This is a genomic window from Vibrio splendidus 12E03, assembly GCF_000272105.2.
GTDB classification, from domain to species: domain Bacteria; phylum Pseudomonadota; class Gammaproteobacteria; order Enterobacterales; family Vibrionaceae; genus Vibrio; species Vibrio splendidus_I.
This window is the reverse complement of the sequence record NZ_AJZD02000093.1, coordinates 26,115-49,566: the sequence shown is the minus strand read 5'-3', so window position 1 is coordinate 49,566 and position 23,452 is coordinate 26,115. Positions and strand designations below refer to the sequence as shown.

Sequence of the window (23,452 nt, the reverse complement as noted above, 5' to 3'; positions counted from 1 at the left end):
TCCAGATACAACAAAGCCCCAACTTTCGTTGAGGCTCTGTCTTAAAATATGGTACCGGTAGGCGGACTGATTGGACAGGCATTCCTGCCGCCACCGCGAAGGCAACGCTTTCCAGACTCCAGATACAACAAAGCCCCAACTTTCGTTGAGGCTCTATCTTAAAATATGGTACCGGTAGGCGGACTTGAACCGCCACGCCCGAAGGCAACGGATTTTGAATCCGTCGTGTATACCAATTTCACCATACCGGCATTATCTTGGGGCATTGCCCTTTCGATGTTTGGCATTATACGTATGCGAACTGATGTGGCAAGTATAAAAACTTGAATTCATGTGTGTTTGCCGATAATTTCGCCACTAAGTCATAAGCTGTGCGTCATGTCTCTTTTCACGCTAAGCCTTAAACTATATTCTGACGCCTCAATTTTTAAAGAAGTAATAACACATGACATCAACAAACACTCTGCCACCAGCAGGAGTCATGCGCCGATTTGGTGCCTTGTTCTACGACGCTCTGATCGTAATCGCTATTGAAATGTTGGCGGCTGGCGTCATTGTCGCTCTACTGCACGCGCTCATGGCTCTCGGCATTTTTAACCACAGCGGATATGCCGATGTTAGTGACTTCTTAACCAACCATCCGATTTGGAGCCCTGCATATACCTTTTACTTAGTGGCCGTTTGGGTATATTTCTTCGTGTTCTTCTGGACTAGAGCTGGTCAAACTCTCGGTATGAGGGCTTGGAAGCTGCGCGTTCAAAACAAAGATGGCTCAGCTATCACTGTAACTCAGGCGCTGATTCGTTTAGGTACTTCAGGTTTTGGATTGGCAAACCTATGTGTTCCATTCGATCCTGAAAAACGTGGCTTTCACGATATCTGGGCAAAGACCGAAGTCGTTGTGTTACCACAAGCACGATAATGTGATTTAAGTTAGCTCCAATCAAGATCAAAAAAGGAAGGCGTTATGCCTTCCTTTTTTCTATTTACAGTTTCCGCCTCAAGAGCATGATGGCAATTCCAAGGAACACCACGCTCGGGGCTATTGCGCCAAAGGCGGGCGGTATTTGATAAACCAAACTCACCGGGCCAAAGAACTCACTGGATATATAGAAGGTAAAGCCGGCAATAACACCTGACAGAATCCTCGCACCCATGGTCACACTACGCAAAGGACCAAAGATAAACGACAGTGCCATCAACATCATAACCGCGATCGAAATTGGCTGGGTTATCTTTCTCCACAGCGCCAATTCATAGCGTGATGCGTCTTGCTCTGACGCCTTCAGATAAGAAACATAATCATACAACCCACTTAACGACAGCTCTTCTGGCTTAACCGTTACTATCGCCAACTTATCTGGAGCTAATGATGTTTCCCAGGAGTAAGTTGGTAGGCTTTCTTTGGTAATTTGAAGTTCGTTTTCAAAAGACGTGATCTCCACATCCTTCATCGTCCAAACGTTGTCTCCAACGTAATCAACTTCGTCAGAATAAATAGCGGTCTTAAGTGCCTTGTTTTCATCAAAGCGCCACATGTTCATTCCATATAGCTTCTGGTCATCGATTTTGACAATGAAGATGAAGTCATTGGCATCACGAGCCCAGACACCACTTTGCGTCGAAATAATATTACCACCAGCAATCGAGATGGTTCTTAAATCACGAGCCATTTTCTGTGCTTGCGGTGCACCCCACTGACCAAGCAACGTCACCACGATCATCAGTGGAATAGCCGTTTTAAGTACCGATAGGCCGATATCTAACTTAGAGAAACCAGCTGCCTGCATAACGACAAGCTCAGAACTTGCAGCAAGCATACCAAGCCCAATCAACGCACCAAGCAATGCAGCCATTGGAAAGAACATTTCGATATCACGAGGGATACTCAGTAAAACAAAGTACAGCGCTTGTAATAGATCGTATGTACCACGGCCAACTTTTCTCAGCTGTTCTACATATTTGATGATCCCAGAGAGACCAACAAACGTCACCAATACCAGTGACGTCGTTGCGATGATGGTTCTGCCTATATATAAATCGAGAATCTTAAACACGGCTTAAGCCAACCTCTTATTCTTGAATTTTTCTTTCAAACGCCTTACTGGCACGCTATCCATAAAGTTTGCACCAATCGCGACAAATAACAATAACGCATTGATTGGCCACATGCCGATTACCGCAGGAATGCTCCCCTCTTCAATTGAAGACTTGGTTGCACTGATTGCTAAGAAATAGGTGAGATAAATCAGTATTGCTGGGCCGATTTTCGCAAAACGACCTTGTCGAGGGTTTACCGCAGACAGTGGCACGACAAGCATGGTCAACAATGGAATACAAAGTACCAAAGAAATACGCCACTGCAACTCTGCTTTCGCACTATTATTTGAGTTACCAATCAGTTCAAGCGTAGGGATCGCTTCCCAGTCTCGACCTTTCTTCTCAACTTCACGCTGACCAATCAGGCCTTCGTATTCTTCAAAGTGCGTCACCCTGTAGTCGAGGCGAGTCGGAATGCCTTCATGACGAGTACCATCGTACATTACGATCACTTGGCGACCATCACTGAGCTCTTTTACATCACCTGACTTCGAGAACATCACACTTGGCAGTACAGAATCACGCGGACGCATTTGAGCAACGAACACATTTTCTAACTTATTACCGTCGATATCATCGATAAACACGACAGAAGAACCATCCGGCGTACCTTCAAACTTACCTTTTGGTAGTAAATCAACGCTGTTCTCTGCGGCTACTTCTTCATACATTTGTTCAACTTTGTCTTGTGACCAAGGAGATAGCCAAAATGAGTTAAAGGCTGCAACAGACGCCGTAATCAAAGCGAGGTAGAGCGCAGATTGGATCAGGAATTTATTACCGATACCGGTGGCGTTCATGACCACTATTTCACTTTCAGCGTAAAGGCGGCCAAAAGTAAGCAAAATACCAATATAGATACTGAGTGGAAGCATCAATAGGCCCATCGCTGGCATATTTAAGCCAACAATCGACAATATAAGACTCGCAGGGATATCACCATCAGAGGCGTCCGCTAAAACACTGATGAATTTTTGGCTGAGAAACACGAGAAAGAGAACAAAAAAGATCGCAAATTGGCTCTTGATTGTCTCGCGGATCAAATATCTAACAATAATCACGCTCAAATTACCTATACAAAACTTGTTTTTTTGATTGAATCACTATAATTTCCCGTTGAACCTTTTATTTTTTTAAATTTTTAGCTAAGTGTTAGCGTTCTTCATTAAGGTTAGTTCCATTATAGGATCCAACAAGTAAGAACCCATTATCTAACATTTAGTTCGATTTGTCTTCAGGATGTAGGAGTACGCATGGAGTTCAGTGTAAAAAGTGGCAGCCCAGAGAAACAGCGCAGCGCATGTATCGTTGTCGGTGTATTCGAACCGCGCCGCCTTTCTCCAGTAGCCGAGCAATTAGATAAGATTAGCGATGGCTACATTAGTTCACTGCTTCGTCGCGGTGATCTAGAGGGTAAACCTGGCCAGATGCTACTACTGCATCAAGTACCTGGTGTACTTTCAGAACGTGTTCTACTGGTAGGCTGTGGTAAAGAACGTGAGCTAGGCGAACGTCAATACAAAGAAATTATCCAAAAAACCATCAGCACACTAAACGAAACAGGTTCTATGGAAGCAGTATGTTTCCTTACAGAACTTCACGTTAAAGGTCGCGACACTTATTGGAAAGTTCGCCAAGCAGTAGAAGCGACTAAAGATGGTCTTTACACATTTGACCAATTCAAGAGCAACAAACCAGAGACTCGTCGCCCACTACGTAAATTGGTATTCAACGTACCAACACGTCGCGAATTGAGCCTGGGTGAGAAAGCAATCTCTCACGGCCTTGCTATTGCTTCAGGTGTAAAAGCGTCTAAAGATCTAGGCAACATGCCACCAAACATCGCAAACCCTGCTTACCTTGCTTCTCAAGCACGTCGTTTAGCCGACGATTACGAGACAGTGAAGACTAAGATCATTGGCGAAGAAGAAATGGAAAAACTGGGTATGACATCATACCTAGCAGTTGGCCGTGGCTCTAAAAATGAATCTATGATGTCTATCATGGAATACAAAGGCGCTCCGGATCCAGATGCGAAGCCGATTGTATTAGTAGGTAAAGGTCTGACTTTCGATTCAGGCGGTATCTCGCTTAAGCCTGGTGAAGGCATGGATGAGATGAAGTACGACATGTGTGGTGCGGCGTCTGTATTCGGTACAATGAAAGCACTGGCTAAGCTTAACCTGCCTATTAACGTGGTTGGTATCCTAGCCGGTTGTGAAAACATGCCGGGCAGCAATGCTTACCGTCCAGGTGATATCCTAACGACAATGTCAGGCCAAACGGTTGAAGTACTCAATACTGATGCTGAAGGTCGCTTGGTTCTATGTGATGCTCTAACTTACGTTGAGCGTTTTGAACCAGATTGTGTTGTCGATGTTGCTACGCTAACTGGCGCATGTGTTATCGCTCTAGGTCATCACATCAGTGGCGTTCTATCGAACCACAACCCACTTTCTCACGAACTTGTTAATGCTTCTGAGCAGGCAAGTGACCGTGCATGGCGTCTACCTATGGCAGACGAGTACCATGAGCAGCTAAACAGCCCATTCGCTGATATGGCGAACATCGGTGGCCGTCCTGGCGGCACAATTACTGCTGGTTGCTTCCTGTCTAAATTCACTAAGAAGTACCACTGGGCACATATCGACAGTGCTGGTACTGCTTGGAAGTCAGGCGCAGCGAAAGGCTCGACAGGTCGTCCTGTCTCAATGCTAGTCCAATTCTTATTGAACCGCAGCGGCCAAGAGACTGAAGAGCAATCTTCAAAATAATAAAAAGGGCCTACGGGCCCTTTTTTAATAAGCGCTATTTGTTAGACCCTGTTAACCAAGTAACATTGATATCCACGATTTTCAGTTCGAGTATTAAGTATGCAGACTGCTACATTTTACATTGTGCCTTCAGACAGCCCGCAAGCCAGCGAAGATGGTTTTGCTCACTATGTGCTGTTTCTTGCTCAGCACTTTGCAAAACAAGGCGCTAAACTTTATCTCAACTGTAATGACAAAGAGCATGCCGAGCGTATTGCTGAAGTTTTCTGGCAAGTCGAACCCTGTGATTTTATTGCGCACAACTTGGTTGGCGAAGGCCCGAAGTATTCAACCAACATCGAAATTGGCTATCAAGGCGTAAAACATAATTGGAATCGTCAGCTAGTAATTAATCTGGCCGATAATCATACAACCTTTGCGAACGCCTTTGCTCAGGTGATAGACTTCGTCCCTTGCGAAGAAAAAGCTAAGCAACTCGCTCGAGAAAGGTATAAAATTTACCGTCAGGCTGGATATCAGCTACAAACTATCAAGATTCAACATCCATAGTCAAACCTCATAGTTAAAGCTATCTTTGGATTTAGATTCAAGAAGCTTCACTTATGAAGTTTGACCACGATTAACCATTCACAGTATCCGTTTAAGAGCACTATGGAAAAGACATACAACCCAACATCAATCGAACAAGCTCTGTATAAGACTTGGGAAGAGAAAGGCTACTTTAAGCCACACGGTGACACATCAAAAGAAGCTTACAGCATCATGATCCCGCCACCGAACGTCACTGGCAGCCTACACATGGGTCACGCGTTCCAAGATACGATCATGGATACGCTTATCCGTGCTCAACGTATGAAAGGCAAAAACACGCTTTGGCAAGTGGGTACTGACCACGCTGGTATCGCAACTCAAATGGTTGTTGAGCGTAAGATTGCTGCTGAAGAAGGCAAAACAAAACACGACTACGGCCGTGAAGCTTTCATCGACAAAATCTGGGAATGGAAAGGCGAATCAGGTGGCACGATCACTCAACAACTTCGTCGTCTTGGTGCATCTGTAGATTGGGATCGTGAACGATTCACTATGGATGACGGCCTATCAGCTGCGACTCAAGAAGTGTTCGTTCGTCTTTACGAAGAAGACCTAATCTACCGTGGTAAACGTCTAGTAAACTGGGATCCTAAACTGCACACTGCAATCTCGGATCTTGAAGTTGAAAACAAAGACAAAAAAGGTTTCATGTGGCACTTCCGCTACCCGCTAGCGAACGGTGTTAAAACGGCAGATGGTAAAGACTACATCGTTGTAGCGACGACGCGTCCAGAAACCATGCTTGGCGATACTGGCGTTGCTGTTAACCCAGAAGATCCTCGTTACAAAGATCTTATCGGTAAAGAAATCCTACTTCCAGTTGTGAACCGTCTTATCCCTATCGTAGGCGATGAGCACGCTGACATGGAAAAAGGCACAGGTTGTGTGAAGATCACACCAGCTCACGACTTTAACGATTACGAAGTTGGTAAACGCAACAACCTACCAATGATCAACATCCTAACGTTCAACGCTGATATCCGTGATGCTGCTGAAGTCTTCACAACCAACGGCGAAGAAAGCGATGTTTACTCAACTGACATCCCTGCTAAATACCAAGGCATGGAGCGTTTTGCTGCACGTAAAGCTATCGTTGCTGAATTCGATGAGCTTGGTCTTCTTGAAGAGATCAAAGATCACGACCTGACTGTCCCTTACGGCGACCGTGGTGGCGTGGTTATTGAACCAATGCTAACCGACCAGTGGTATGTACGCACTGCGCCTCTTGCAGAACCTGCAGTTAAAGCCGTTGAAGATGGTCAGATCCAGTTTGTACCTAAGCAGTACGAAAACATGTACTTCGCGTGGATGCGTGACGTGCAAGACTGGTGTATCTCTCGTCAACTTTGGTGGGGTCACCGTATCCCAGCATGGTACGACAACGATGGTAAAGTTTACGTAGGTCGCACTGAAGAAGAAGTTCGTGAAAAGAACAACCTAGCGCCAGTTGTTGTGCTTAAGCAAGACGACGACGTACTAGACACTTGGTTCTCTTCTGCACTTTGGACGTTCGGCACACAAGGCTGGCCTGAAGATACTGAAGCGCTGAAAACATTCCACCCATCTGAAGTTCTAGTATCCGGTTTTGATATTATCTTCTTCTGGGTTGCACGTATGATCATGATGACCATGCACTTCGTGAAAGATGAAGATGGCAAGGCTCAAGTACCTTTCAAAACGGTTTACATGACGGGTCTTATCCGTGATGAAAACGGCGACAAAATGTCTAAGTCGAAAGGTAACGTACTTGACCCAATCGACATGATTGATGGCATCGGTCTTGAAGAGCTAGTAGAGAAGCGTTGTGGCAACATGATGCAACCTAAACTGGCTGCTAAAATCGAAAAAGCAACACGTAAGACTTTCGAAAACGGTATCGAACCATACGGTACTGACGCACTGCGTTTCACTCTTGCTGCTATGGCTTCAACTGGTCGTGACATCAACTGGGACATGAAGCGTCTTGAAGGTTACCGTAACTTCTGTAACAAGCTATGGAATGCAAGCCGTTACGTACTGATGAACACAGAAGAACACGATTGTGGCATGTCACTGTCTGCTCCAGACCGTGCAAACATGGAATTCTCTCTAGCGGATAAGTGGATTGAATCTCAGTTTGAAGTTGCAGCGAAAGAGTTTAACGCTCACCTAGACAACTACCGTCTAGACATGGCAGCAAACACGCTTTACGAATTCATCTGGAATCAATTCTGTGACTGGTACCTAGAGCTAACTAAACCTGTTCTTTGGAAAGGTACTGAAGCTCAACAACAAGCGACTCGTTACACGCTTATCACGGTTCTTGAGAAGACTCTACGTCTTGCTCACCCTGTTCTTCCTTACATCACTGAATCTATCTGGCAGAGTGTTAAGCCGCTAGTAGACGGTGTTGAAGGCGAGACAATCATGACTCAAGCGCTTCCTCAGTTTAACGAAGATAACTTCAATGCTGAGATCGTTGAAGACATCGAGTGGGTTAAGACTTTCATCACAGCTATCCGTAACCTACGTGCGGAATACGACATTGCACCAAGCCAAGGCTTAGAAGTAATGATCAAAGTGGCTGATGAGAAAGATGCTGCTCGTATCGAAGCGAACAAGATCGTTCTGAACTCTCTAGCTAAGCTAGACGATATTAAAGTTCTAGCAGACGGCGAAGAGACTCCTGCTTGTGCAACTAAACTTGTTGGAAAATCTGAGCTGATGATCCCAATGGCGGGTCTTATCGACAAAGATGCTGAGCTTGCTCGTCTAGATAAAGAAGTAGCGAAGACTCACGGCGAGATTAAGCGTATCGAAGGTAAGCTAGGTAACGAAGGTTTCGTTGCTAAAGCGCCAGAAGCGGTTATCGCGAAAGAGCGTGAAAAACTTGAAGGCTACCAAGAGACTCTTGTGAAGCTTGAAGAGCAAAAAGCAACAATCGCTGCGCTTTAAAACCGAGTGAACGAGAAGCCTTAGAACTTCTCGCTCTAAATAGAAAGGTTGGTTCTTGGTGACCAGCCTTTTTTTATGTCCCTGATTCTAATATTCCAATGCTTTTCACTTTAGCCTCACGGATTGATAGGTTTCATCTATCAAATTAATCTCTACTCCCCATTATACTTAATGATAATAATTCTCAATAATAGACCTATCGAAACAACACAACGATTGAGTAATTATCATGAAAAAGACACTAACCTTTGCTGCATTACATTTTACTATCGCATTTAGTGTCGCTTATGTACTAACAGGCAACATCTTAATTGGTAGCTTAATCGCTATGATTGAGCCCTCTGTGAATACTGTTGCCTTCTATTTTCATGAAAAAGCCTGGGCTCAAGTTCTTGCTCTTAAAGCTCGTCAGTGGATGACCAAATTAAAAACAGCAAGCTTTGCTACCATCCACTTTAGTGTTGCCTTTACTGTTGTCTACTTGTTGACTGGAGATGCTTTCATCGGCGGTGTGATGGCCTTGCTAGAGCCAACTTTAAATACAGTTGCTTACTACTTCCACGAGAAAGTCTGGTTACGAAAAGCTGAAAGCCAAACAGCACAAGCTCCATTTTGCTTACATCAACACGCTTAATCTAAAGCTCACTGAGCGATTGAAATAACCTGCTTCGAATAACAAAATTCAGCTTACCATTGACAAAATTGCGCACCGCAATTAAATTAATTGCGGTGCGCAACTTTATTTCTTAATTCAAAGGTAGGTAGTTATGAATTCTCAACAGTTAAGAGACTATTCTCGTCAAACGGTTCGTTTACTTGGCATGCTTGATAAACAGTGTGGTGATGTCGACCTCACTCCAGTCCAGGCTCATACTCTTGGTGAAATCCAGTTGCAGCCAATCACCATCAACCAATTGGCGCAGCAACTCAACGTAGATAAATCCAATGCTAGCCGCACTGTCACGGGTCTGATCAAGCTTGGTTTAGTTGAGAGCCTAGAGAACCCAACAGACAAGCGTAGCCAATTAGTCGCCCTGACCGCTCAAGGTATTGATGCGTTATCTCAACTCGACCAGCAGCAAAGCATCTTCTTTGAAAAAGTAATCTCGACACTCAATGACAACGAACAACAACTGCTTAAGCAAGGACTTGAGAGCTATTTAAAAGGGCTAACGAAAGTATGCCAAGCGGATGAGTTTGTATTGCGTCCACTCACAGAGTCAGACAACCAACAATTAGCCGAAGTCATTCGCCAAGTTTCGGCTGAGCATGGACTCACAGAAGATAAAGGTTATGGCGTGGCCGATCCAACACTCGATGATATGTACTCTGTCTATAGCCAAGCGAATGCAATGTACTGGGTTATCGAACACAACGGAAAGATCGTCGGAGGCGGTGGCTTTGCCCCTCTAGCAGGTAAACCCAATGTGTGTGAGCTACAAAAGATGTACTTCTTACCGCAAACTCGAGGGCATGGCCTAGCCAAGCGAATTGTCGCTTTGAGCTTAAAGCAAGCCAAGCAACTTGGGTATCAACACATGTATTTAGAAACGACGGAGTGCTTGGGTGCTGCGGTCAAACTCTATGAGAAGTTTGGGTTTGAGCATCTCGAGTCAGCTTGGGGAGAAACAGGCCACGACGCTTGTGAGGTTGTCATGGCCAAGTCGTTATAAGCAGAATGCGTCGCTATAGCGAAAGAAGATAGCGCTAAAATATACGGAGTTAACGTAGAAAGTTACTGACGCAAGAGGTTGGGTTCAAGGCAACAAAAGAACTCTCTTCTTGCCCATCAAGTACCACTTCTAATGGGTATAGATGCTTAGGGTTAGGGTTCTCAATATCAAAAATGATAGGCGCCTCAACCTGGAACACGACGCCAGTATGTTCTGCGCGCACATCGATCGGCATTACGAGTGTCATACCATTAAACTTGATGGATGCCGATACTAACCCCGCCTTTAGCGTTTGATAGATAACATCCACTTTAAACTCACAGCCACCACCGTGGTGCCAAATCTGCTCTGTAACAACTTGCTCTAGCTTGACGTTTCGAACGAATTGCAGGTATGGCGCTTGCCAAATCCCGATACGTGAATCAGATTTAGCGATAGCCTGTGAAGAGATAGACGGATCCATATCCTCTTCAAGTAACAGGCTCTCCTCTTCTTCAAGGAAAAGGATCTCGAAACGGTTTCGGCCGGACTGCATATAAGGACGGATATCTTTACGGTATTCAGCTTGGCTACCATCACAATCAAACACAGCCACACCATTAAGTCGAACTTCAGCAAAGTAATCGACTCCTGCCATCACTAACTCAACAAATGGACACGCCAACATAGCGTCATCTACTTCGATGTCGTGCATCAGGTGCCACTCTTGCTCTACAATTTCATTTTCACTCAAGCTATCAGGTAGCTTTGAGCTTAACGGAGCCGGAAAAGTGATGTCATCTTGTGGGATAGAGAGATCCGTCAGTGGCGAAATTTGCCAAAGACCATCGAGAAGCAACCGCATACCATTCCTTGAGCTAGATCAATTTTGACCGCATTATAATGAATGAATGCATATAAAGACATTTATTTTTCTGAGGGTAAAAAATGCCAGCTCGAGGCTGGCATCTTTTAAAACTGGGAAAGAATTACTCTTCGCCTTCATCATCTTCGTCTGGGTAGATAGCATCTTCACCTTCGTAGTAAGTGCCCCAACCGTCGTAGATAATGTCAAACTTCTCTGCAAGGTTTACAAGCTTCTCAACTTGCTCATCAATCGCTTCTGCATTCAGAGTACATTGCATCGTTGCATCACAACAAAGTAGCTTATTGCCATCTTCGTCTTCTGTCTCTTCAGCTTCAAGCACTTCAAAGCCCATTTTGAATGCTTCAACAACCGCTTTCTCAAGCACATCGAAATCTTCAGCAAATAGGTGATGCTCGATATCGTATAGAGCTTCAGGATCGCTACCATCTTCAATTAATGCTGTAATGATGTCGCGAGTCTCTTCCTTTTGAAATTCAATTAATTCCGCTACTGATAGATATTCATCTTCGTGAGACATGTGTCTGCTCCAGAGTGTTGACTATGAAAAGATCAAATTTGATTGCCACGAAATATGGCACGGATCGTCCAGAAAAGCCACCCAGATCAGGCCTAGAAAGGTAAGTTTATCGCGAGATCGCAGAGCCAATATCAATTCAAAAGTGAAATCAAAATCACAGAAACAAATTTTCAACATTTTATTAACTGCGCCGTATTTTAGCATTTCGTTTTTATGACCACTTTAGATCTTATTGAATAAAACTTGCGTGATTAGTCACGTTAGGTGCATACGCTAAACCGCTTTTGGGGTGCATAAATCCTCAGCTTGTTATCAAAAAGTGCATAATAGTGAATAAAAAATCACGATTAATAAGCAAAATTAAATTCTAACAAGCCACGAATTGAGCATAGATCCTCAAAAACGTTGTTCCGCTCGATAGTCAGTTAGTTGGAATTTAATCTGTATAAACTTAAAAATTACAGGTTTTATGACCAATTATTAGCCAAATACCTTGTATTAACTCAATCTACAAAACTTGCATATTACGGACAAGCTTGTCATAAATAGACGCTGGATTAATAGTAAGGATGCAAAATGAGTAAGCTGTACGTTGGCTCCGAAGTCGGTCAATTGAGACGAGTTCTCCTAAATAGACCTGAAAGAGCACTCACCCACCTCACCCCTTCAAACTGTCATGATCTTCTATTTGATGATGTACTTGCCGTTGAAGCCGCTGGTGAAGAACATGATGCCTTTGCAGAAACGCTGCGCAGCCAAGACGTAGAAGTGCTACTGCTGCACGACCTTCTAGTAGAAACGCTTGCCGTATCTCAGGCTCGTGAGTGGTTGCTGAATACTCAAATCTCAGATTTCCGTTATGGGCCGACTTTCGCCCGTGACTTAAGAAACTACCTTGCTCAAATGGACAATGAGCATCTAGCAACGATCTTACTCGGTGGTCTGGCTTACTCTGAGCTTCCTATCAAATCATCATCGATGCTGCCTAAAATGCATCGACCACTCGATTTCGTTATCGAGCCACTGCCTAACCACCTATTTACGCGAGATACTTCTTGCTGGGTTTACGGCGGTGTATCGCTTAACCCGATGATGAAACCGGCACGTCAACGTGAAACGAATCACCTGCGTGCTATCTACCGCTGGCACCCAGTGTTCGCAGGTCAAGATTTCATTAAGTACTTTGGTGATGAAGACCTTCACTACGACAACGCTAACATTGAAGGCGGTGACGTACTGGTTATCGGTAAAGGTGCGGTACTGGTTGGTATTTCAGAGCGTACTAAACCACAAGGTGTCGAAAACCTAGCGGCTAGCTTATTTAGATCAGGCCAAGCTACCGAAGTGATTGCGATCGATCTACCAAAACACCGCTCTTGTATGCACCTTGATACGGTGATGACACACATGGATATCGACACGTTCTCTGTCTATCCAGAGATCGTTCGTAAAGACCTCGACACTTGGCGCTTAACGCCAAAAGAAAACGGCGAAATGCGTGTCGAGAAAGCTGAAAACTACCTGTCAGCGATTGAAGGCGCACTAGGCCTTGATCAACTGAAGATCATCACTACCGGCGGTGATAACTACGAAGCTGAGCGTGAACAGTGGAATGACGCTAACAACGTACTGACAGTGAAACCTGGTACCGTGATTGGTTATGAGCGTAATGTTTACACCAATGAGAAATACGACAAAGCGGGTATCGAAGTTCTAACGATTCCTGGCAACGAGCTAGGCCGTGGTCGTGGCGGCGCGCGCTGTATGAGTTGCCCTATCGAAAGAGACGGTATCTAAGCTGATAACTCAATAGAGCAAACACAATCACTTATCTAGGCCAGTACCATTGTACTGGCCTTTTTTATCAATTAAATAAAATAAATATTCACAAATATAGCATTTTTATGTTTAACTGAGTTCTTCATTGATTCTATATATGCAAGGAGCGAGAGATGGCCTTTAATCTTCGCAATCGTAACTTTCTAAAACTTCTCGACTTTACTCCTAAAGAGATTCAGTTTTTACTCGACCTGTCTGCTGACCTAAAAAAAGCTAAGTATGCAGGTACGGAACAGAAGAAACTCAACGGCAAAAACATTGCTTTGATCTTCGAGAAAGCATCAACTCGAACACGATGTGCGTTTGAAGTGGCCGCCTTTGATCAAGGTGCTCAGGTCTCTTACCTTGGCCCTTCTGGTTCTCAAATTGGTCAAAAAGAATCAATGAAAGATACGGCGCGTGTATTGGGACGTATGTACGATGGCATCGAATATCGTGGCTTTGGTCAAAGTATCGTTGAAGACTTAGGCGCTTATGCTGGCGTGCCGGTTTGGAACGGCTTAACCGATGAGTTCCACCCTACTCAGATCTTGGCTGATTTCCTCACTATGCTTGAGCATGGCCGCGGAAAACATCTGCACCAAATCAGCTTTGCTTATCTAGGCGATGCACGCAATAACATGGGTAACTCTCTGTTAGTCGGTGCCGCGAAGATGGGCATGGATATTCGCCTTGTCGCGCCTAAAGCATTCTGGCCAGAAGAGCAACTTGTCGAAGAGTGCCAAGCTATCGCGCAAAGCACAGGTGCTAAAATCACTCTAACGGAAGACGTTGCTGAAGGCGTGAAAGGCTGTGATTTCCTTTATACTGATGTTTGGGTTTCGATGGGCGAAGCACCAGAAGCTTGGGACGAACGTGTTGCAGTTATGACGCCTTACCAAGTGAATATGGATGTTATTAAGCTCACTGGTAACCCTCAAGTGAAATTCATGCACTGCCTGCCCGCTTTCCACAACAATGAAACCGTGATCGGCCAGCAAGTCGCAGATAAGTATGGAATGAACGGTTTAGAAGTCACTGACGAAGTCTTTGAATCGGATTACTCAATTGTGTTTGATGAAGCTGAGAATCGCATGCATACCATCAAAGCGGTAATGGTTGCGACACTAGGCCAATAGCGAATATTGAAAGTAAACAAAAGCTTGATGTAATCGCTTGCGCTCACAAATTGAAAGCGTATAATTCTCGGCAATTTGTCTGAGAGTAGTGAAAATGACGCCAACCAATATTGTGATAACACATAGTAATATTGTGAAAACACCAAATATTGCTCGTAAGCTAAGATGCTTACCAGGCCGTCTATTCTGCTTTTCAGCACTTTTTTAAAGCCTCCCATTATGGGGGGCTTTTTTATGGCCAATACATTATTGTGGGGAAGAAGATCATGGCGAATTCGCTCTATCAAAAGCACATCATCTCAATTCCAGAGCTTTCTCGTGAAGAGCTAGAATTAATTGTTCAAACGGCAGGTCAGCTAAAGGCTGAACCAAACCCAGAACTCATCAAGAACAAAGTTGTTGCCAGCTGCTTCTTCGAACCTTCTACGCGAACTCGTCTCTCTTTTGAAACTGCGATTCAACGCATCGGTGGTGATGTGATTGGTTTCGACAGTGGTGGTAACACTTCTTTGGCAAAGAAAGGCGAAACGTTAGCGGACTCGGTACAGGTTATCTCTTCATACGTTGATGCTTACGTGATGCGTCACCCTCAAGAAGGCGCAGCGCGTCTGGCTTCTGAGTTCTCAAACGGTGTACCTGTTATTAACGCAGGTGACGGCGCAAACCAACACCCAACACAAACGTTATTAGACCTGTTCTCTATCGCTGAGACACAAGGCCGCCTCGACAACCTAAACGTTGCATTCGTTGGTGACCTTAAGTACGGCCGTACGGTTCACTCGTTGACGCAAGCACTAGCGAAATTCGACAACATCTGTTTCTACTTTGTGGCGCCAGAAGCGTTGGCGATGCCAGACTACATTTGTGAAGAACTTGATGAAGCGGGTATCAAGTACCAACTACTGACCGACATGGAAGATGTGATTCCTGAGCTTGATGTCTTGTACATGACTCGAGTTCAAAAGGAGCGCTTCGATGAGTCAGAATACGCGCACATCAAATCCGCATACATCCTGACCGCTTCGATGCTGGAAAATGCACGCGATAACCTGAAGGTTTTGCACCCTCTTCCTCGCGTTGATGAAATTACTGTCGATGTCGATAAAACACCTTACGCTTACTACTTCCAGCAAGCAGAGAATGGTGTTTACGCTCGTGAAGCATTGCTAGCCCTTGTTCTTAACGAAACGCTGTAGAGGAGAGATATCATGTCTAAAGAGACTCAATTAAAAGTTGAAGCAATCAGAAACGGTACTGTTATCGACCATATCCCTGCCAATATCGGGATCAAAGTGCTAAAACTGTTCGACATGCACAACTCTCATCAGCGCGTGACGATTGGCCTAAACCTGCCCTCTTCGGCACTAGGCGGAAAAGACCTGCTCAAGATTGAGAATGTGTTTATCACTGAAGAACAGGCGAGCAAGCTGGCTCTTTACGCACCTCACGCAACCGTGAATCAAATCGAAGATTACGAAGTGGTTAAGAAGCTACCACTAGAACTTCCTGAGCAGATCAACGATGTGTTCGAGTGTCCAAATACAAACTGTATTACTCACAATGAACCGGTTGAAAGCAGCTTTAAGATCTTTGAAAAGAAAGAAGATATTCGATTGAAGTGTAAGTATTGCGAAAAAGTCTTCTCTCGTGAGATCGTGACAGAAAGATAACGTCAATACGGCAAAGAAGACCGAATGTAAAAACTATCAAATACCTCGCCTGTGCGGGGTATTTTACGCTTTACCTATCCAAAGTTTGAAGGCACACTGAAAATTGATTTTTATCTAATAACTGATGGAATAAACCAATGACTAAAGTACTTCACACAGAATCTGCTCCAGCTGCAATCGGCCCATACGTACAAGGCGTTGACCTTGGTAACATGGTACTGACTTCTGGTCAAATCCCAGTAAACCCAGCAACTGGTGAAGTATCTGCTGATATCGCAGAGCAAGCTCGCCAATCTCTAGACAACGTTCAAGCGGTTGTTGAAGCTTCAGGCCTTACTGTAAAAGACATCGTAAAACTAACGGTATTCGTTAAAGACCTAAACGACTTCGGCACAGTAAACGAGGTTTACGGCAAATTCTTCGATGAGCACGGCGTTGCAAACTACCCTGCACGTTCATGTGTTGAAGTAGCTCGTCTACCAAAAGATGTAGGTATCGAGATCGAAGCTATTGCGGTTCGCAAATAGGTTTTTCTCTCTAGAATAAATGGTTTCTAGTAAACGAATTGGCAAAATGCTGGACGTTTATCAGATACAAAAAAGGTTGCCCCGTTGGCAACCTTTTTTATTGTTCATCGTTTCGCTTAGATAATTACTTTTTATTAAGCTCAACCACTTCTTTGTCTAACTCTTCAAGCTTATCAGCCATCTGCTCACGAGCTAGGTTAGCCAGTTCACGAACATTAGACTTGTCGTAGCCTTCAGTGCTGATTGGTGGCAGCATTTCAACAATCACGTGACCATTGTTCCAACGGTTTAGCTTCACGCCACCGGTTGAGCTACATACGATAGGGATGATAGGCAAACCAGCACCAATCGCAGCATGGAATGCACCTGTTTTGAATGGCAGCAGACCACAGCCACGAGAACGAGTGCCCTCAGGGAACATCCAAACTGAAACATCGCTCTCTTTTAGACTCGTCACGACCTGATCAATCGTACCTACCGCTTTGCTGCGGTTAGCACGGTCAATTAGGATGTTACCCGTTAACCAGTAAAGCTGACCAAATAGAGGCATCCACACTAGGCTTTTCTTACCAACCGTCACTACTTTGGGCGTTACCGCTGATGAAATCGTGAATAGATCCCAGCTGTTTTGGTGGTTCGCTACATAAACATGTTGGCCGCGAGAGTAGGCATCTTCTGGGATGCGAAGCTCTAACTTCATGCCGAAGATCTTCGACATTCGACCGAAATAACGGCCAAAGGTAAATACGTGTTTTGGATTGCGTGGACTTAATAGGCAGTAACCACAACCAAATACAAACATAAGAATCGCAAATATCGCCACTGCGAAAATACGTAATATTGCTATCATTTTGTTCCTCACCGACCGCCAAGTTGATTCATCTATTCGCGCAAAAATAAGCAATAGATTTACTCGCGGTAAATACAACTATAAAAAAGCCGAAACCAAGGTTCCGACTTTTATGTTTTCATCTTACTGATTCATGAATCCACTAACCTAGGTTAGTTCGACTCACTAAATCGTGTAATGTTTGCGCCTAAGGCTGACAATTTATCTTCAATCTTATCGTAGCCACGATCGATGTGATAAATACGGTCAACGATGGTTTCGCCTTGAGCAATACAGCCAGCAATAACAAGGCTCGCAGATGCGCGAAGGTCCGTTGCCATTACTTGAGCGCCGCTCAGTTTTTCCGTTTCACCACAGATAGCCGTGTTGCCTTCGATTTCCGCTTTTGCACCCATTCGCTGTAACTCAGGAATGTGCATAAAACGGTTTTCAAAGATAGTCTCAGTGATAACACCACTGCCCTTCGCCATCATGTTAAGCAGAGTAAACTGTGCTTGCATGTCGGTTGGGAAACCAGGGTGAGGTGCCGTTACGATTTTCACCGCTTTCAGCTCACGACCCGTCATATCAAGACTGATCCAGTCTTCGCCCGTTTCAACCTTCGCACCCGCTTCTTCAAGCTTCGCTAAGGCAGCTTCAAGAAGATGAGCGTTGGTGTTGCGACAAACCACTTTACCGCCAGAAACAGCAGCAGCAACCAGGAAAGTACCTGTTTCAATACGGTCAGCAACCACAGAATGTTGGCCACCACCAAGACGTTCAACGCCTTCGATAGTAATCGTATCTGTACCTGCGCCAGAAATTTTAGCACCCAGTTTGTTTAGGAAGTCAGCTGTATCAACAATCTCAGGCTCACGCGCTGAGTTATCGAGTACTGTTGTTCCTTCCGCTAGCGTTGCTGCACACATGATAGTAATGGTGGCACCCACACTTACTTTATCCATCACGATGTGCGCGCCTTTCAGACGGCCATCAACACTTGCTTTCACATAACCATCTTCCAACTTAATGGTCGCACCTAGTTGCTCTAGGCCGTGGATATGTAGATCAACAGGTCGAGCACCAATTGCACAACCGCCTGGAAGTGAAACTTGGCCTTCACCAAAACGAGCCACTAGAGGACCTAAAGCCCAGATAGAAGCACGCATTGTTTTCACTAAATCGTAAGGCGCACAAAATTCATTAATTTCGCTGCCATCAACATGAACACTGCCATTACGTGATACTTTTGCGCCTAAACGCTTAAGCAGTTCCATCGTAGTATCGATGTCACGTAGGTGAGGAACGTTACTTACTTCCACTGGCTCTTCAGCAAGAATTGAAGCAAATAAGATAGGTAGCGCTGCATTTTTTGCGCCTGAGATCGTCACTTCACCGCTTAGCGGCTTATCCGATCCAATAACTCGAAACTTTTCCATCATAAACCTTAAAGTGACATCAGTTTCTTATCACGTTCCCACTCTTCCGGCGTGAAAGCCTTAATGGAAAGAGCATGGATGTCATTGCGTTGAATGTATTCCATTAGTGGGCCGTAGATTAGTTGCTGCTTCTTAACTCGATTCATGCCGTCAAAACATGGATCAACCGCAACAACTTCGTAATGACTGCCTTCCCCTTTCACGAAAATTTCCTGAAGGTTCAGTGCTTCTGCTAATAATTCTTGTACTTTTGTGCTGTCCACAAATAGCTCCTGCCTAATTTTTTATGTGTTCTGCCATCATTGGCTGGATATTGCTCAATTGGAACAACGTTCGTAATTGTTCTGGCACGAAACTGAGCATTATATGACAGTTTTGATTTTTTGCATGCTCTAATAAGTGAATTAGCATCACCATTCCTGCTGAATCGACGCGATTTATATGGCTAAGGTCAATTTCAACGCTCGATTCCGTCGTTTGCCACTTTTCCAATATACGCCAGATTGCAGGGACACTGTCTCGGTCTAGATCACCGAGCAGTTGATACTCTTTAGAGCTTAGTGCTTGCCATTGAGAATGGCTCATTATTTGTTACTCTCAAAACGAATCGGTTGTGCTGCTAATTTCTCTAGTTCGTCAGCAACTTGTAAGATGCCTTCTTGACGAATCTTAGTATTCCACTCCGATTGCTTGCTCGACAACAGGCTAATACCTTCGGCAACCATATCAAATGCTTTCCACTCGCCAGATTTCTTGTCTTTGCGAAGCTTAAATTCAAGCTTAATGTTTGGTCGCGGCGTATCGATGATATCAACCTTGATGCTCGTAATGCGGCTATCCGCTTTGATTTTTGGTTCTGGACCAAATTCAATCGTCTGATCTGTGTATTGAGTCAGCACTTGGGCATAAGAAGAAACCAGGTATTTACGGAATGAATCGATAAACACGCCCACGTCTTTTCTATCCGCGCCTTTCAAGTTTGGCCCAAGTAACTTAAGTGCTGCATATTGCGCATTCACATAAGGCATCAACTCTTCTTCCACAATGACCTTCAATAATTCTGGGTCTTGGTGGATGTTGTCTTGTTCACTCTTCAAACGCTCAAATGCAACTTCTGCTACTTGAGTCATCATCTGGTATGGCTGAGTACGATCAATCGACTCTGCAGCAAAAGCTTGAGCCGACATAAGAAAAGCGACGGCTGTTAGAAACCATACCTTGAATAAGTTATTCGTCTTTAACATGTGTCTACTCCTTAGCTTCGCTATCATCAGAACCACCAACGCTATACAGCACTTGGCCAATCAAATCTTCTAGTACTAATGCTGATTTGGTGTCTTCAATCGAGTCACCATCAACCAACATCTCTTCATCATCAAAAATGAAACCCGGCACCAAGCTGATGTACTGCTCACCGATTAAGCCAGATGTTAAGATTTGAGCACTAGAGGTATCTGGAAATTGTGAGTACTTCCCGTCAATAGACAGTTCCACGACAGGAAGGTAGCTCTCGGTATCAAGTTCAATACTTTTAACTCGTCCAACAACGACGCCACCCACTTTCACTGGAGAACGAACTTTTAGGCTGCCAATGTTGTCAAAGGTCGCTTTTAGATTGTAAGTATGGTTCGAACCTATGCCTTTTACGTCAGCGACTTGAAAGATCATGATTAAGATTGCGCAAATTCCGGCAATAACAAAGGTACCGACCCATAATTCTAATTTTCGAGTTTGTTGCATGATTAATTCCCAAACATCAATGCGGTAAGAACAAAATCTAGCCCTAGTACCGCTAGAGAAGAGTGCACTACAGTGCGTGTGGTTGCCTGACTGATACCTTCAGAAGTCGGTACCGCGTCATAACCATTGAAAAGTGCGATCCAAGTTACGGTGATAGCGAAGACCATACATTTGATCATGCTGTTACCAATATCTCGGCCAAGCTCAACTGAAGACTGCATCGCAGACCAGAAACTGCCGTGATCAATACCTTTCCAATCAACACCCACTAACTGACCGCCCCAAATGCCTACCGCCATAAAGATCATAGCAAGCAATGGCATTGAGATAAGCCCGGCCCAAAGACGTGGTGCAATTATGCGTTTAAGAGGGTCAACGGCCATCATCTCAAGGCTTGAGATCTGCTCTGTTGCCTTCATTAAACCAATCTCTGCCGTGAGTGCTGAACCGGCTCGACCTGCAAATAATAACGCAGTCACCACAGGCCCCAGCTCACGTAACAGTGAAAGCGCGACCATTTGGCCAAGGTTACCCTCAGCGCCGTAGTCAATTAACACGACATAGCCCTGCAGGCTGAGCACCATGCCAATGAACAGACCCGAAACTAAAATAATAGCCAATGACTGAACGCCAACGCTATAAAGTTGTTTTACTAATAAAGGGAAGTTTTTTAGTCGCGGGATGCCAAACAAAGCCCCAAATAACATCAGGCTTGCTCGACCAAATGACTCACAGATCGCAAGTGTGCGCTTACCGACACCCGCAATAGTTTTAGCAATCATATTAAAACAAATCCTTTTCTAAGCTCTTCGCAGGGAATCTAAATGGTACGGGGCCATCAGCTTCGCCTTGCAAAAATTGCTGCACTCTCGGATCGCTATTGTTGTACAACTCATCAGGTGTTCCAGCAGCAATGATCTTGCTATCCGCCATGAGGTAAACCCAATCAGCAATACTCATCACCTCAGGCACGTCGTGAGAAACAACAATCGAGGTTAAGCCCAAGGCTTGATTGAGATTTCGTATCAATTCAACCAATACGCCCATGGTGATGGGGTCTTGGCCAACAAACGGCTCATCGTACATGATAAGTTCTGGATCCAGTGCGATTGCGCGCGCCAGTGCGGCACGCCTAGCCATTCCGCCAGACAACTCACTCGGCATCAATTGCGCAGCACCACGTAATCCCACCGCTTCAAGCTTAAGTAATACGATGGTACGAATGAATTTTTCATTAAGTTCAGTGTGCTCTCGCAGCGGAAACGCCACATTATCAAAGACATTGAGATCCGTAAAAAGCGCACCCGATTGAAATAGCATGCTCATTTTTTTACGTGCTTGATACAGCTTTCGACGTGATAATGCAGGGATATTGTCGCCATCAAACCAAACTTCGCCTTCATCTGGCGGCAATTGCCCACCGATCAAACGCAGTAAAGTCGTTTTGCCGATCCCAGACGGCCCCATGATTGCGGTTATTTTGCCTTGAGGCACCTCTAAACTGATGTCGTCAAAGATAACGCGCTCACCGCGTGAGAAGCTGAGGTTTTTAACTTTCACAAGCTCAGTGTTCAACATATTTTTGTTGTTTCCTTGCTTTAAAAAACGCCAATTATGGCTGCAATAATAATGAGTCTACTTTAGAATTAAAAGCACTGTTCAATTAATTCATATTAAACAGGAATCTATGCAGGGATTTGAAAGCATTAGAAAATTATCTATTGAGCTCTCTTTCTTGCCTGCTAACTGGTAATTAATTTGCCGAGTGACTTCCCTTTTATCTAGCAACAGGTCAAAATTAGCGGTTAATTCTCCGTTTTTTATTAATTTTTTAGGAATCATCATGCTTGAAGCGATTGCGTTTCTTATTATCGGTCTAGGTTTTTTGGTGTGGAGTGCAGATAAGCTGGTTTACGGCGCCGCTGCTCTTGCTCGCAACTTCGGTATCTCACCACTAGTTATCGGTATGACGATCTTAGCAATGGGGTCTTCGGCTCCTGAAATGATGGTTTCAGCTACAGCAGCGCTTGATGGCAAAACCGATACCGCTGTAGGTAACGTATTAGGCTCAAACATCGCCAATATCGCGCTAATTTTAGGTATTACAGCCCTTATCAAGCCGCTATCAATCAGCTCAGGCGTAATTCGTCGTGAACTACCTTTGATGATAGGTGTCACTTTATTAGCTGGCGCACTACTTTGGGATAACCATTTAGGTTTCTACGAAGGCGTGTTGTTATTTGTTCTTTTCGGCGCTTTCTTGTTTGCCATGCTACAAATCAGCCGCAGTGAGAAAAAGAACGGTGATGCCTTCCTTGACGAGCAAGAATCAGAAATCCCAGAGGGCGTAAGCAACCCTAAAGCCGCAATGTGGGTGGTGATTGGTCTGATCATCCTGCCTTTAGCTGCTGATATGCTGGTTGATAATGCGGTAATCATCGCGAAATACTTTGGCATGAGCGACCTTGTGATTGGTCTAACCATCATTGCCGTAGGTACTAGTCTGCCTGAGCTTGCAGCATCACTAGCCGGTGTTATGAAAGGTGAAGATGATATGGCCGTGGGCAATATCATTGGTTCAAACGTATTCAACATCCTTGCTGTTATGGGTATCCCGGGCATCCTAAACCCTTCGATCTTGAGCGAGTTTGCGATGGGTCGCGACTTCTGGGTAATGCTGGGCGTATCGCTACTGCTTGTGGTCATGGCACTAGGGAAATCTCGTAGCGTGAATCGTATTGAAGGCGGCGTGTTAATCGTAACATTCGTTGTCTACCAAAGTTACCTACTAATGAACATGTCGGCTTAATTGTTGATTTAACTTCCCGTACTT

Annotated in this window: 24 protein-coding genes and 1 tRNA gene; 12 read left to right on the top strand and 13 right to left on the bottom strand. The window is 44.6% G+C overall.

Annotation, left to right across the window (positions count from 1 at the left end):
- Positions 1–166 precede the first annotated feature (166 nt).
- Positions 167–251: transfer RNA gene (locus A142_RS08425), tRNA-Leu, on the bottom strand.
- Positions 252–445: 194 nt separating this feature from the next.
- Here A142_RS08425 and A142_RS08420 point away from each other — a divergent pair.
- Positions 446–922: an RDD family protein gene (locus A142_RS08420; RefSeq protein WP_017058939.1), complete on the top strand. Its 477-nt coding sequence runs from the start codon at positions 446–448 to the stop codon at positions 920–922.
- Positions 923–986: 64 nt separating this feature from the next.
- Here A142_RS08420 and lptG read toward each other — a convergent pair whose 3' ends face one another.
- Both lptG and lptF read right to left on the bottom strand, forming a co-directional pair.
- The gene (gene lptG, locus A142_RS08415; RefSeq protein WP_017058938.1) at positions 987–2,057 is read right to left on the bottom strand and encodes an LPS export ABC transporter permease LptG; all 1,071 of its coding nucleotides are present in this window, start codon (positions 2,055–2,057) and stop codon (positions 987–989) included.
- Positions 2,058–2,060: 3 nt separating this feature from the next.
- Entirely contained in the window at positions 2,061–3,161 is a 1,101-nt protein-coding gene (gene lptF, locus A142_RS08410; RefSeq protein ID WP_017058937.1) for an LPS export ABC transporter permease LptF, read from the bottom strand.
- 192 nt (positions 3,162–3,353) lie between these two features.
- Here lptF and pepA point away from each other — a divergent pair, with 192 nt between their 5' ends.
- The 5 genes from pepA to A142_RS24265 all read left to right on the top strand — a co-directional run bounded on the left by pepA (position 3,354) and on the right by A142_RS24265 (position 10,072).
- A complete protein-coding gene (gene pepA / locus A142_RS08405; protein ID WP_017058936.1) occupies positions 3,354–4,874 on the top strand; it encodes a leucyl aminopeptidase in 1,521 nt (506 codons plus the stop codon).
- A 99-nt stretch (positions 4,875–4,973) separates the two neighbouring features.
- Complete coding sequence (locus A142_RS08400) at positions 4,974–5,423, top strand: DNA polymerase III subunit chi (RefSeq protein WP_019821491.1); 450 nt, start codon at positions 4,974–4,976, stop codon at positions 5,421–5,423.
- 102 nt (positions 5,424–5,525) lie between these two features.
- Entirely contained in the window at positions 5,526–8,399 is a 2,874-nt protein-coding gene (locus A142_RS08395; protein ID WP_019821489.1) for a valine--tRNA ligase, read from the top strand.
- A gap of 229 nt (positions 8,400–8,628) precedes the next feature.
- Positions 8,629–9,033, top strand: a complete 405-nt coding sequence (locus A142_RS08390; RefSeq protein WP_019821487.1) for a DUF2061 domain-containing protein — start codon at positions 8,629–8,631, stop codon at positions 9,031–9,033.
- Between the two features lie 133 nt (positions 9,034–9,166).
- Complete coding sequence (locus tag A142_RS24265) at positions 9,167–10,072, top strand: bifunctional helix-turn-helix transcriptional regulator/GNAT family N-acetyltransferase (protein WP_019821485.1); 906 nt, start codon at positions 9,167–9,169, stop codon at positions 10,070–10,072.
- Positions 10,073–10,121: 49 nt separating this feature from the next.
- Here the strand turns inward: A142_RS24265 and A142_RS08380 are convergent, their stop codons facing one another.
- Positions 10,122–10,916 carry a glycosyl hydrolase 2 galactose-binding domain-containing protein gene (locus A142_RS08380; RefSeq protein ID WP_019821484.1) on the bottom strand — a complete coding sequence of 265 codons (795 nt, stop codon included), beginning with the start codon at positions 10,914–10,916 and terminating at the stop codon, positions 10,122–10,124.
- A 124-nt stretch (positions 10,917–11,040) separates the two neighbouring features.
- Positions 11,041–11,457 (bottom strand): ribonuclease E inhibitor RraB, encoded by a 417-nt coding sequence (gene rraB / locus A142_RS08375; RefSeq protein WP_017058930.1) that lies wholly within the window; start codon positions 11,455–11,457, stop codon positions 11,041–11,043.
- Positions 11,458–12,033: 576 nt separating this feature from the next.
- On the opposite strand from rraB, the gene arcA reads away from it, so the two are divergent.
- The 5 genes from arcA (at position 12,034) to A142_RS08350 (ending at position 16,611) form a co-directional block, all read left to right on the top strand.
- Positions 12,034–13,254, top strand: a complete 1,221-nt coding sequence (gene arcA, locus A142_RS08370; RefSeq protein ID WP_019821481.1) for an arginine deiminase — start codon at positions 12,034–12,036, stop codon at positions 13,252–13,254.
- A 155-nt stretch (positions 13,255–13,409) separates the two neighbouring features.
- On the top strand, positions 13,410–14,414 hold the full coding sequence (locus tag A142_RS08365) for an ornithine carbamoyltransferase (RefSeq protein ID WP_019821479.1): 1,005 nt from the start codon (positions 13,410–13,412) through the stop codon (positions 14,412–14,414).
- A gap of 266 nt (positions 14,415–14,680) precedes the next feature.
- A complete protein-coding gene (gene pyrB / locus A142_RS08360; RefSeq protein WP_012604860.1) occupies positions 14,681–15,610 on the top strand; it encodes an aspartate carbamoyltransferase in 930 nt (309 codons plus the stop codon).
- Between the two features lie 12 nt (positions 15,611–15,622).
- On the top strand, positions 15,623–16,084 hold the full coding sequence (pyrI, locus tag A142_RS08355; RefSeq protein WP_017058927.1) for an aspartate carbamoyltransferase regulatory subunit: 462 nt from the start codon (positions 15,623–15,625) through the stop codon (positions 16,082–16,084).
- 137 nt (positions 16,085–16,221) lie between these two features.
- Complete coding sequence (locus A142_RS08350) at positions 16,222–16,611, top strand: RidA family protein (protein WP_004735319.1); 390 nt, start codon at positions 16,222–16,224, stop codon at positions 16,609–16,611.
- A 124-nt stretch (positions 16,612–16,735) separates the two neighbouring features.
- Here A142_RS08350 and A142_RS08345 read toward each other — a convergent pair whose 3' ends face one another.
- From A142_RS08345 to mlaF, 8 genes are all read right to left on the bottom strand, one after another.
- A complete protein-coding gene (locus tag A142_RS08345) occupies positions 16,736–17,461 on the bottom strand; it encodes a 1-acylglycerol-3-phosphate O-acyltransferase (protein WP_029405379.1) in 726 nt (241 codons plus the stop codon).
- 152 nt (positions 17,462–17,613) lie between these two features.
- Positions 17,614–18,879 (bottom strand): UDP-N-acetylglucosamine 1-carboxyvinyltransferase, encoded by a 1,266-nt coding sequence (murA, locus tag A142_RS08340; protein WP_017058925.1) that lies wholly within the window; start codon positions 18,877–18,879, stop codon positions 17,614–17,616.
- Positions 18,880–18,887: 8 nt separating this feature from the next.
- On the bottom strand, positions 18,888–19,142 hold the full coding sequence (ibaG, locus tag A142_RS08335) for a BolA family iron metabolism protein IbaG (RefSeq protein ID WP_017058924.1): 255 nt from the start codon (positions 19,140–19,142) through the stop codon (positions 18,888–18,890).
- A 13-nt stretch (positions 19,143–19,155) separates the two neighbouring features.
- Positions 19,156–19,464, bottom strand: coding sequence for an STAS domain-containing protein (locus tag A142_RS08330; protein ID WP_019821470.1), 309 nt, complete (start codon positions 19,462–19,464; stop codon positions 19,156–19,158).
- The gene (locus A142_RS08325) at positions 19,464–20,066 is read right to left on the bottom strand and encodes an MlaC/ttg2D family ABC transporter substrate-binding protein (protein ID WP_198928595.1); all 603 of its coding nucleotides are present in this window, start codon (positions 20,064–20,066) and stop codon (positions 19,464–19,466) included. Before A142_RS08325 ends, A142_RS08330 begins: the two co-directional genes overlap by 1 nt.
- 61 nt (positions 20,067–20,127) lie before the next feature.
- Positions 20,128–20,619, bottom strand: a complete 492-nt coding sequence (mlaD, locus tag A142_RS08320) for an outer membrane lipid asymmetry maintenance protein MlaD (RefSeq protein ID WP_019821466.1) — start codon at positions 20,617–20,619, stop codon at positions 20,128–20,130.
- Between the two features lie 2 nt (positions 20,620–20,621).
- Positions 20,622–21,401: a lipid asymmetry maintenance ABC transporter permease subunit MlaE gene (mlaE, locus tag A142_RS08315; RefSeq protein ID WP_008220420.1), complete on the bottom strand. Its 780-nt coding sequence runs from the start codon at positions 21,399–21,401 to the stop codon at positions 20,622–20,624.
- A 1-nt stretch (position 21,402) separates the two neighbouring features.
- Positions 21,403–22,197 (bottom strand): phospholipid ABC transporter ATP-binding protein MlaF, encoded by a 795-nt coding sequence (gene mlaF, locus A142_RS08310; RefSeq protein ID WP_019821464.1) that lies wholly within the window; start codon positions 22,195–22,197, stop codon positions 21,403–21,405.
- Positions 22,198–22,462: 265 nt separating this feature from the next.
- On the opposite strand from mlaF, the gene A142_RS08305 reads away from it, so the two are divergent.
- On the top strand, positions 22,463–23,428 hold the full coding sequence (locus A142_RS08305) for a calcium/sodium antiporter (RefSeq protein WP_019821462.1): 966 nt from the start codon (positions 22,463–22,465) through the stop codon (positions 23,426–23,428).
- Positions 23,429–23,452: the final 24 nt, after the last annotated feature.

What these genes read in the sequence shown, in the direction of transcription:
- A142_RS08420 (WP_017058939.1), top strand. Translation starts at nt 446, where the DNA reads ATGACATCAACAAACACTCTGCCACCAGCAGGAGTCATGCGCCGATTT.
- pepA (WP_017058936.1), top strand. Translation starts at nt 3,354, where the DNA reads ATGGAGTTCAGTGTAAAAAGTGGCAGCCCAGAGAAACAGCGCAGCGCA.
- A142_RS08400 (WP_019821491.1), top strand. Translation starts at nt 4,974, where the DNA reads ATGCAGACTGCTACATTTTACATTGTGCCTTCAGACAGCCCGCAAGCC.
- A142_RS08395 (WP_019821489.1), top strand. Translation starts at nt 5,526, where the DNA reads ATGGAAAAGACATACAACCCAACATCAATCGAACAAGCTCTGTATAAG.
- A142_RS08390 (WP_019821487.1), top strand. Translation starts at nt 8,629, where the DNA reads ATGAAAAAGACACTAACCTTTGCTGCATTACATTTTACTATCGCATTT.
- A142_RS24265 (WP_019821485.1), top strand. Translation starts at nt 9,167, where the DNA reads ATGAATTCTCAACAGTTAAGAGACTATTCTCGTCAAACGGTTCGTTTA.
- A142_RS08380 (WP_019821484.1), bottom strand. Translation starts at nt 10,916, where the DNA reads ATGCGGTTGCTTCTCGATGGTCTTTGGCAAATTTCGCCACTGACGGAT.
- rraB (WP_017058930.1), bottom strand. Translation starts at nt 11,457, where the DNA reads ATGTCTCACGAAGATGAATATCTATCAGTAGCGGAATTAATTGAATTT.
- arcA (WP_019821481.1), top strand. Translation starts at nt 12,034, where the DNA reads ATGAGTAAGCTGTACGTTGGCTCCGAAGTCGGTCAATTGAGACGAGTT.
- A142_RS08365 (WP_019821479.1), top strand. Translation starts at nt 13,410, where the DNA reads ATGGCCTTTAATCTTCGCAATCGTAACTTTCTAAAACTTCTCGACTTT.
- pyrB (WP_012604860.1), top strand. Translation starts at nt 14,681, where the DNA reads ATGGCGAATTCGCTCTATCAAAAGCACATCATCTCAATTCCAGAGCTT.
- pyrI (WP_017058927.1), top strand. Translation starts at nt 15,623, where the DNA reads ATGTCTAAAGAGACTCAATTAAAAGTTGAAGCAATCAGAAACGGTACT.
- A142_RS08350 (WP_004735319.1), top strand. Translation starts at nt 16,222, where the DNA reads ATGACTAAAGTACTTCACACAGAATCTGCTCCAGCTGCAATCGGCCCA.
- A142_RS08345 (WP_029405379.1), bottom strand. Translation starts at nt 17,461, where the DNA reads ATGATAGCAATATTACGTATTTTCGCAGTGGCGATATTTGCGATTCTT.
- murA (WP_017058925.1), bottom strand. Translation starts at nt 18,879, where the DNA reads ATGGAAAAGTTTCGAGTTATTGGATCGGATAAGCCGCTAAGCGGTGAA.
- A142_RS08330 (WP_019821470.1), bottom strand. Translation starts at nt 19,464, where the DNA reads ATGAGCCATTCTCAATGGCAAGCACTAAGCTCTAAAGAGTATCAACTG.
- A142_RS08325 (WP_198928595.1), bottom strand. Translation starts at nt 20,066, where the DNA reads ATGTCGGCTCAAGCTTTTGCTGCAGAGTCGATTGATCGTACTCAGCCA.
- mlaD (WP_019821466.1), bottom strand. Translation starts at nt 20,619, where the DNA reads ATGCAACAAACTCGAAAATTAGAATTATGGGTCGGTACCTTTGTTATT.
- mlaE (WP_008220420.1), bottom strand. Translation starts at nt 21,401, where the DNA reads ATGATTGCTAAAACTATTGCGGGTGTCGGTAAGCGCACACTTGCGATC.
- mlaF (WP_019821464.1), bottom strand. Translation starts at nt 22,197, where the DNA reads ATGTTGAACACTGAGCTTGTGAAAGTTAAAAACCTCAGCTTCTCACGC.
- A142_RS08305 (WP_019821462.1), top strand. Translation starts at nt 22,463, where the DNA reads ATGCTTGAAGCGATTGCGTTTCTTATTATCGGTCTAGGTTTTTTGGTG.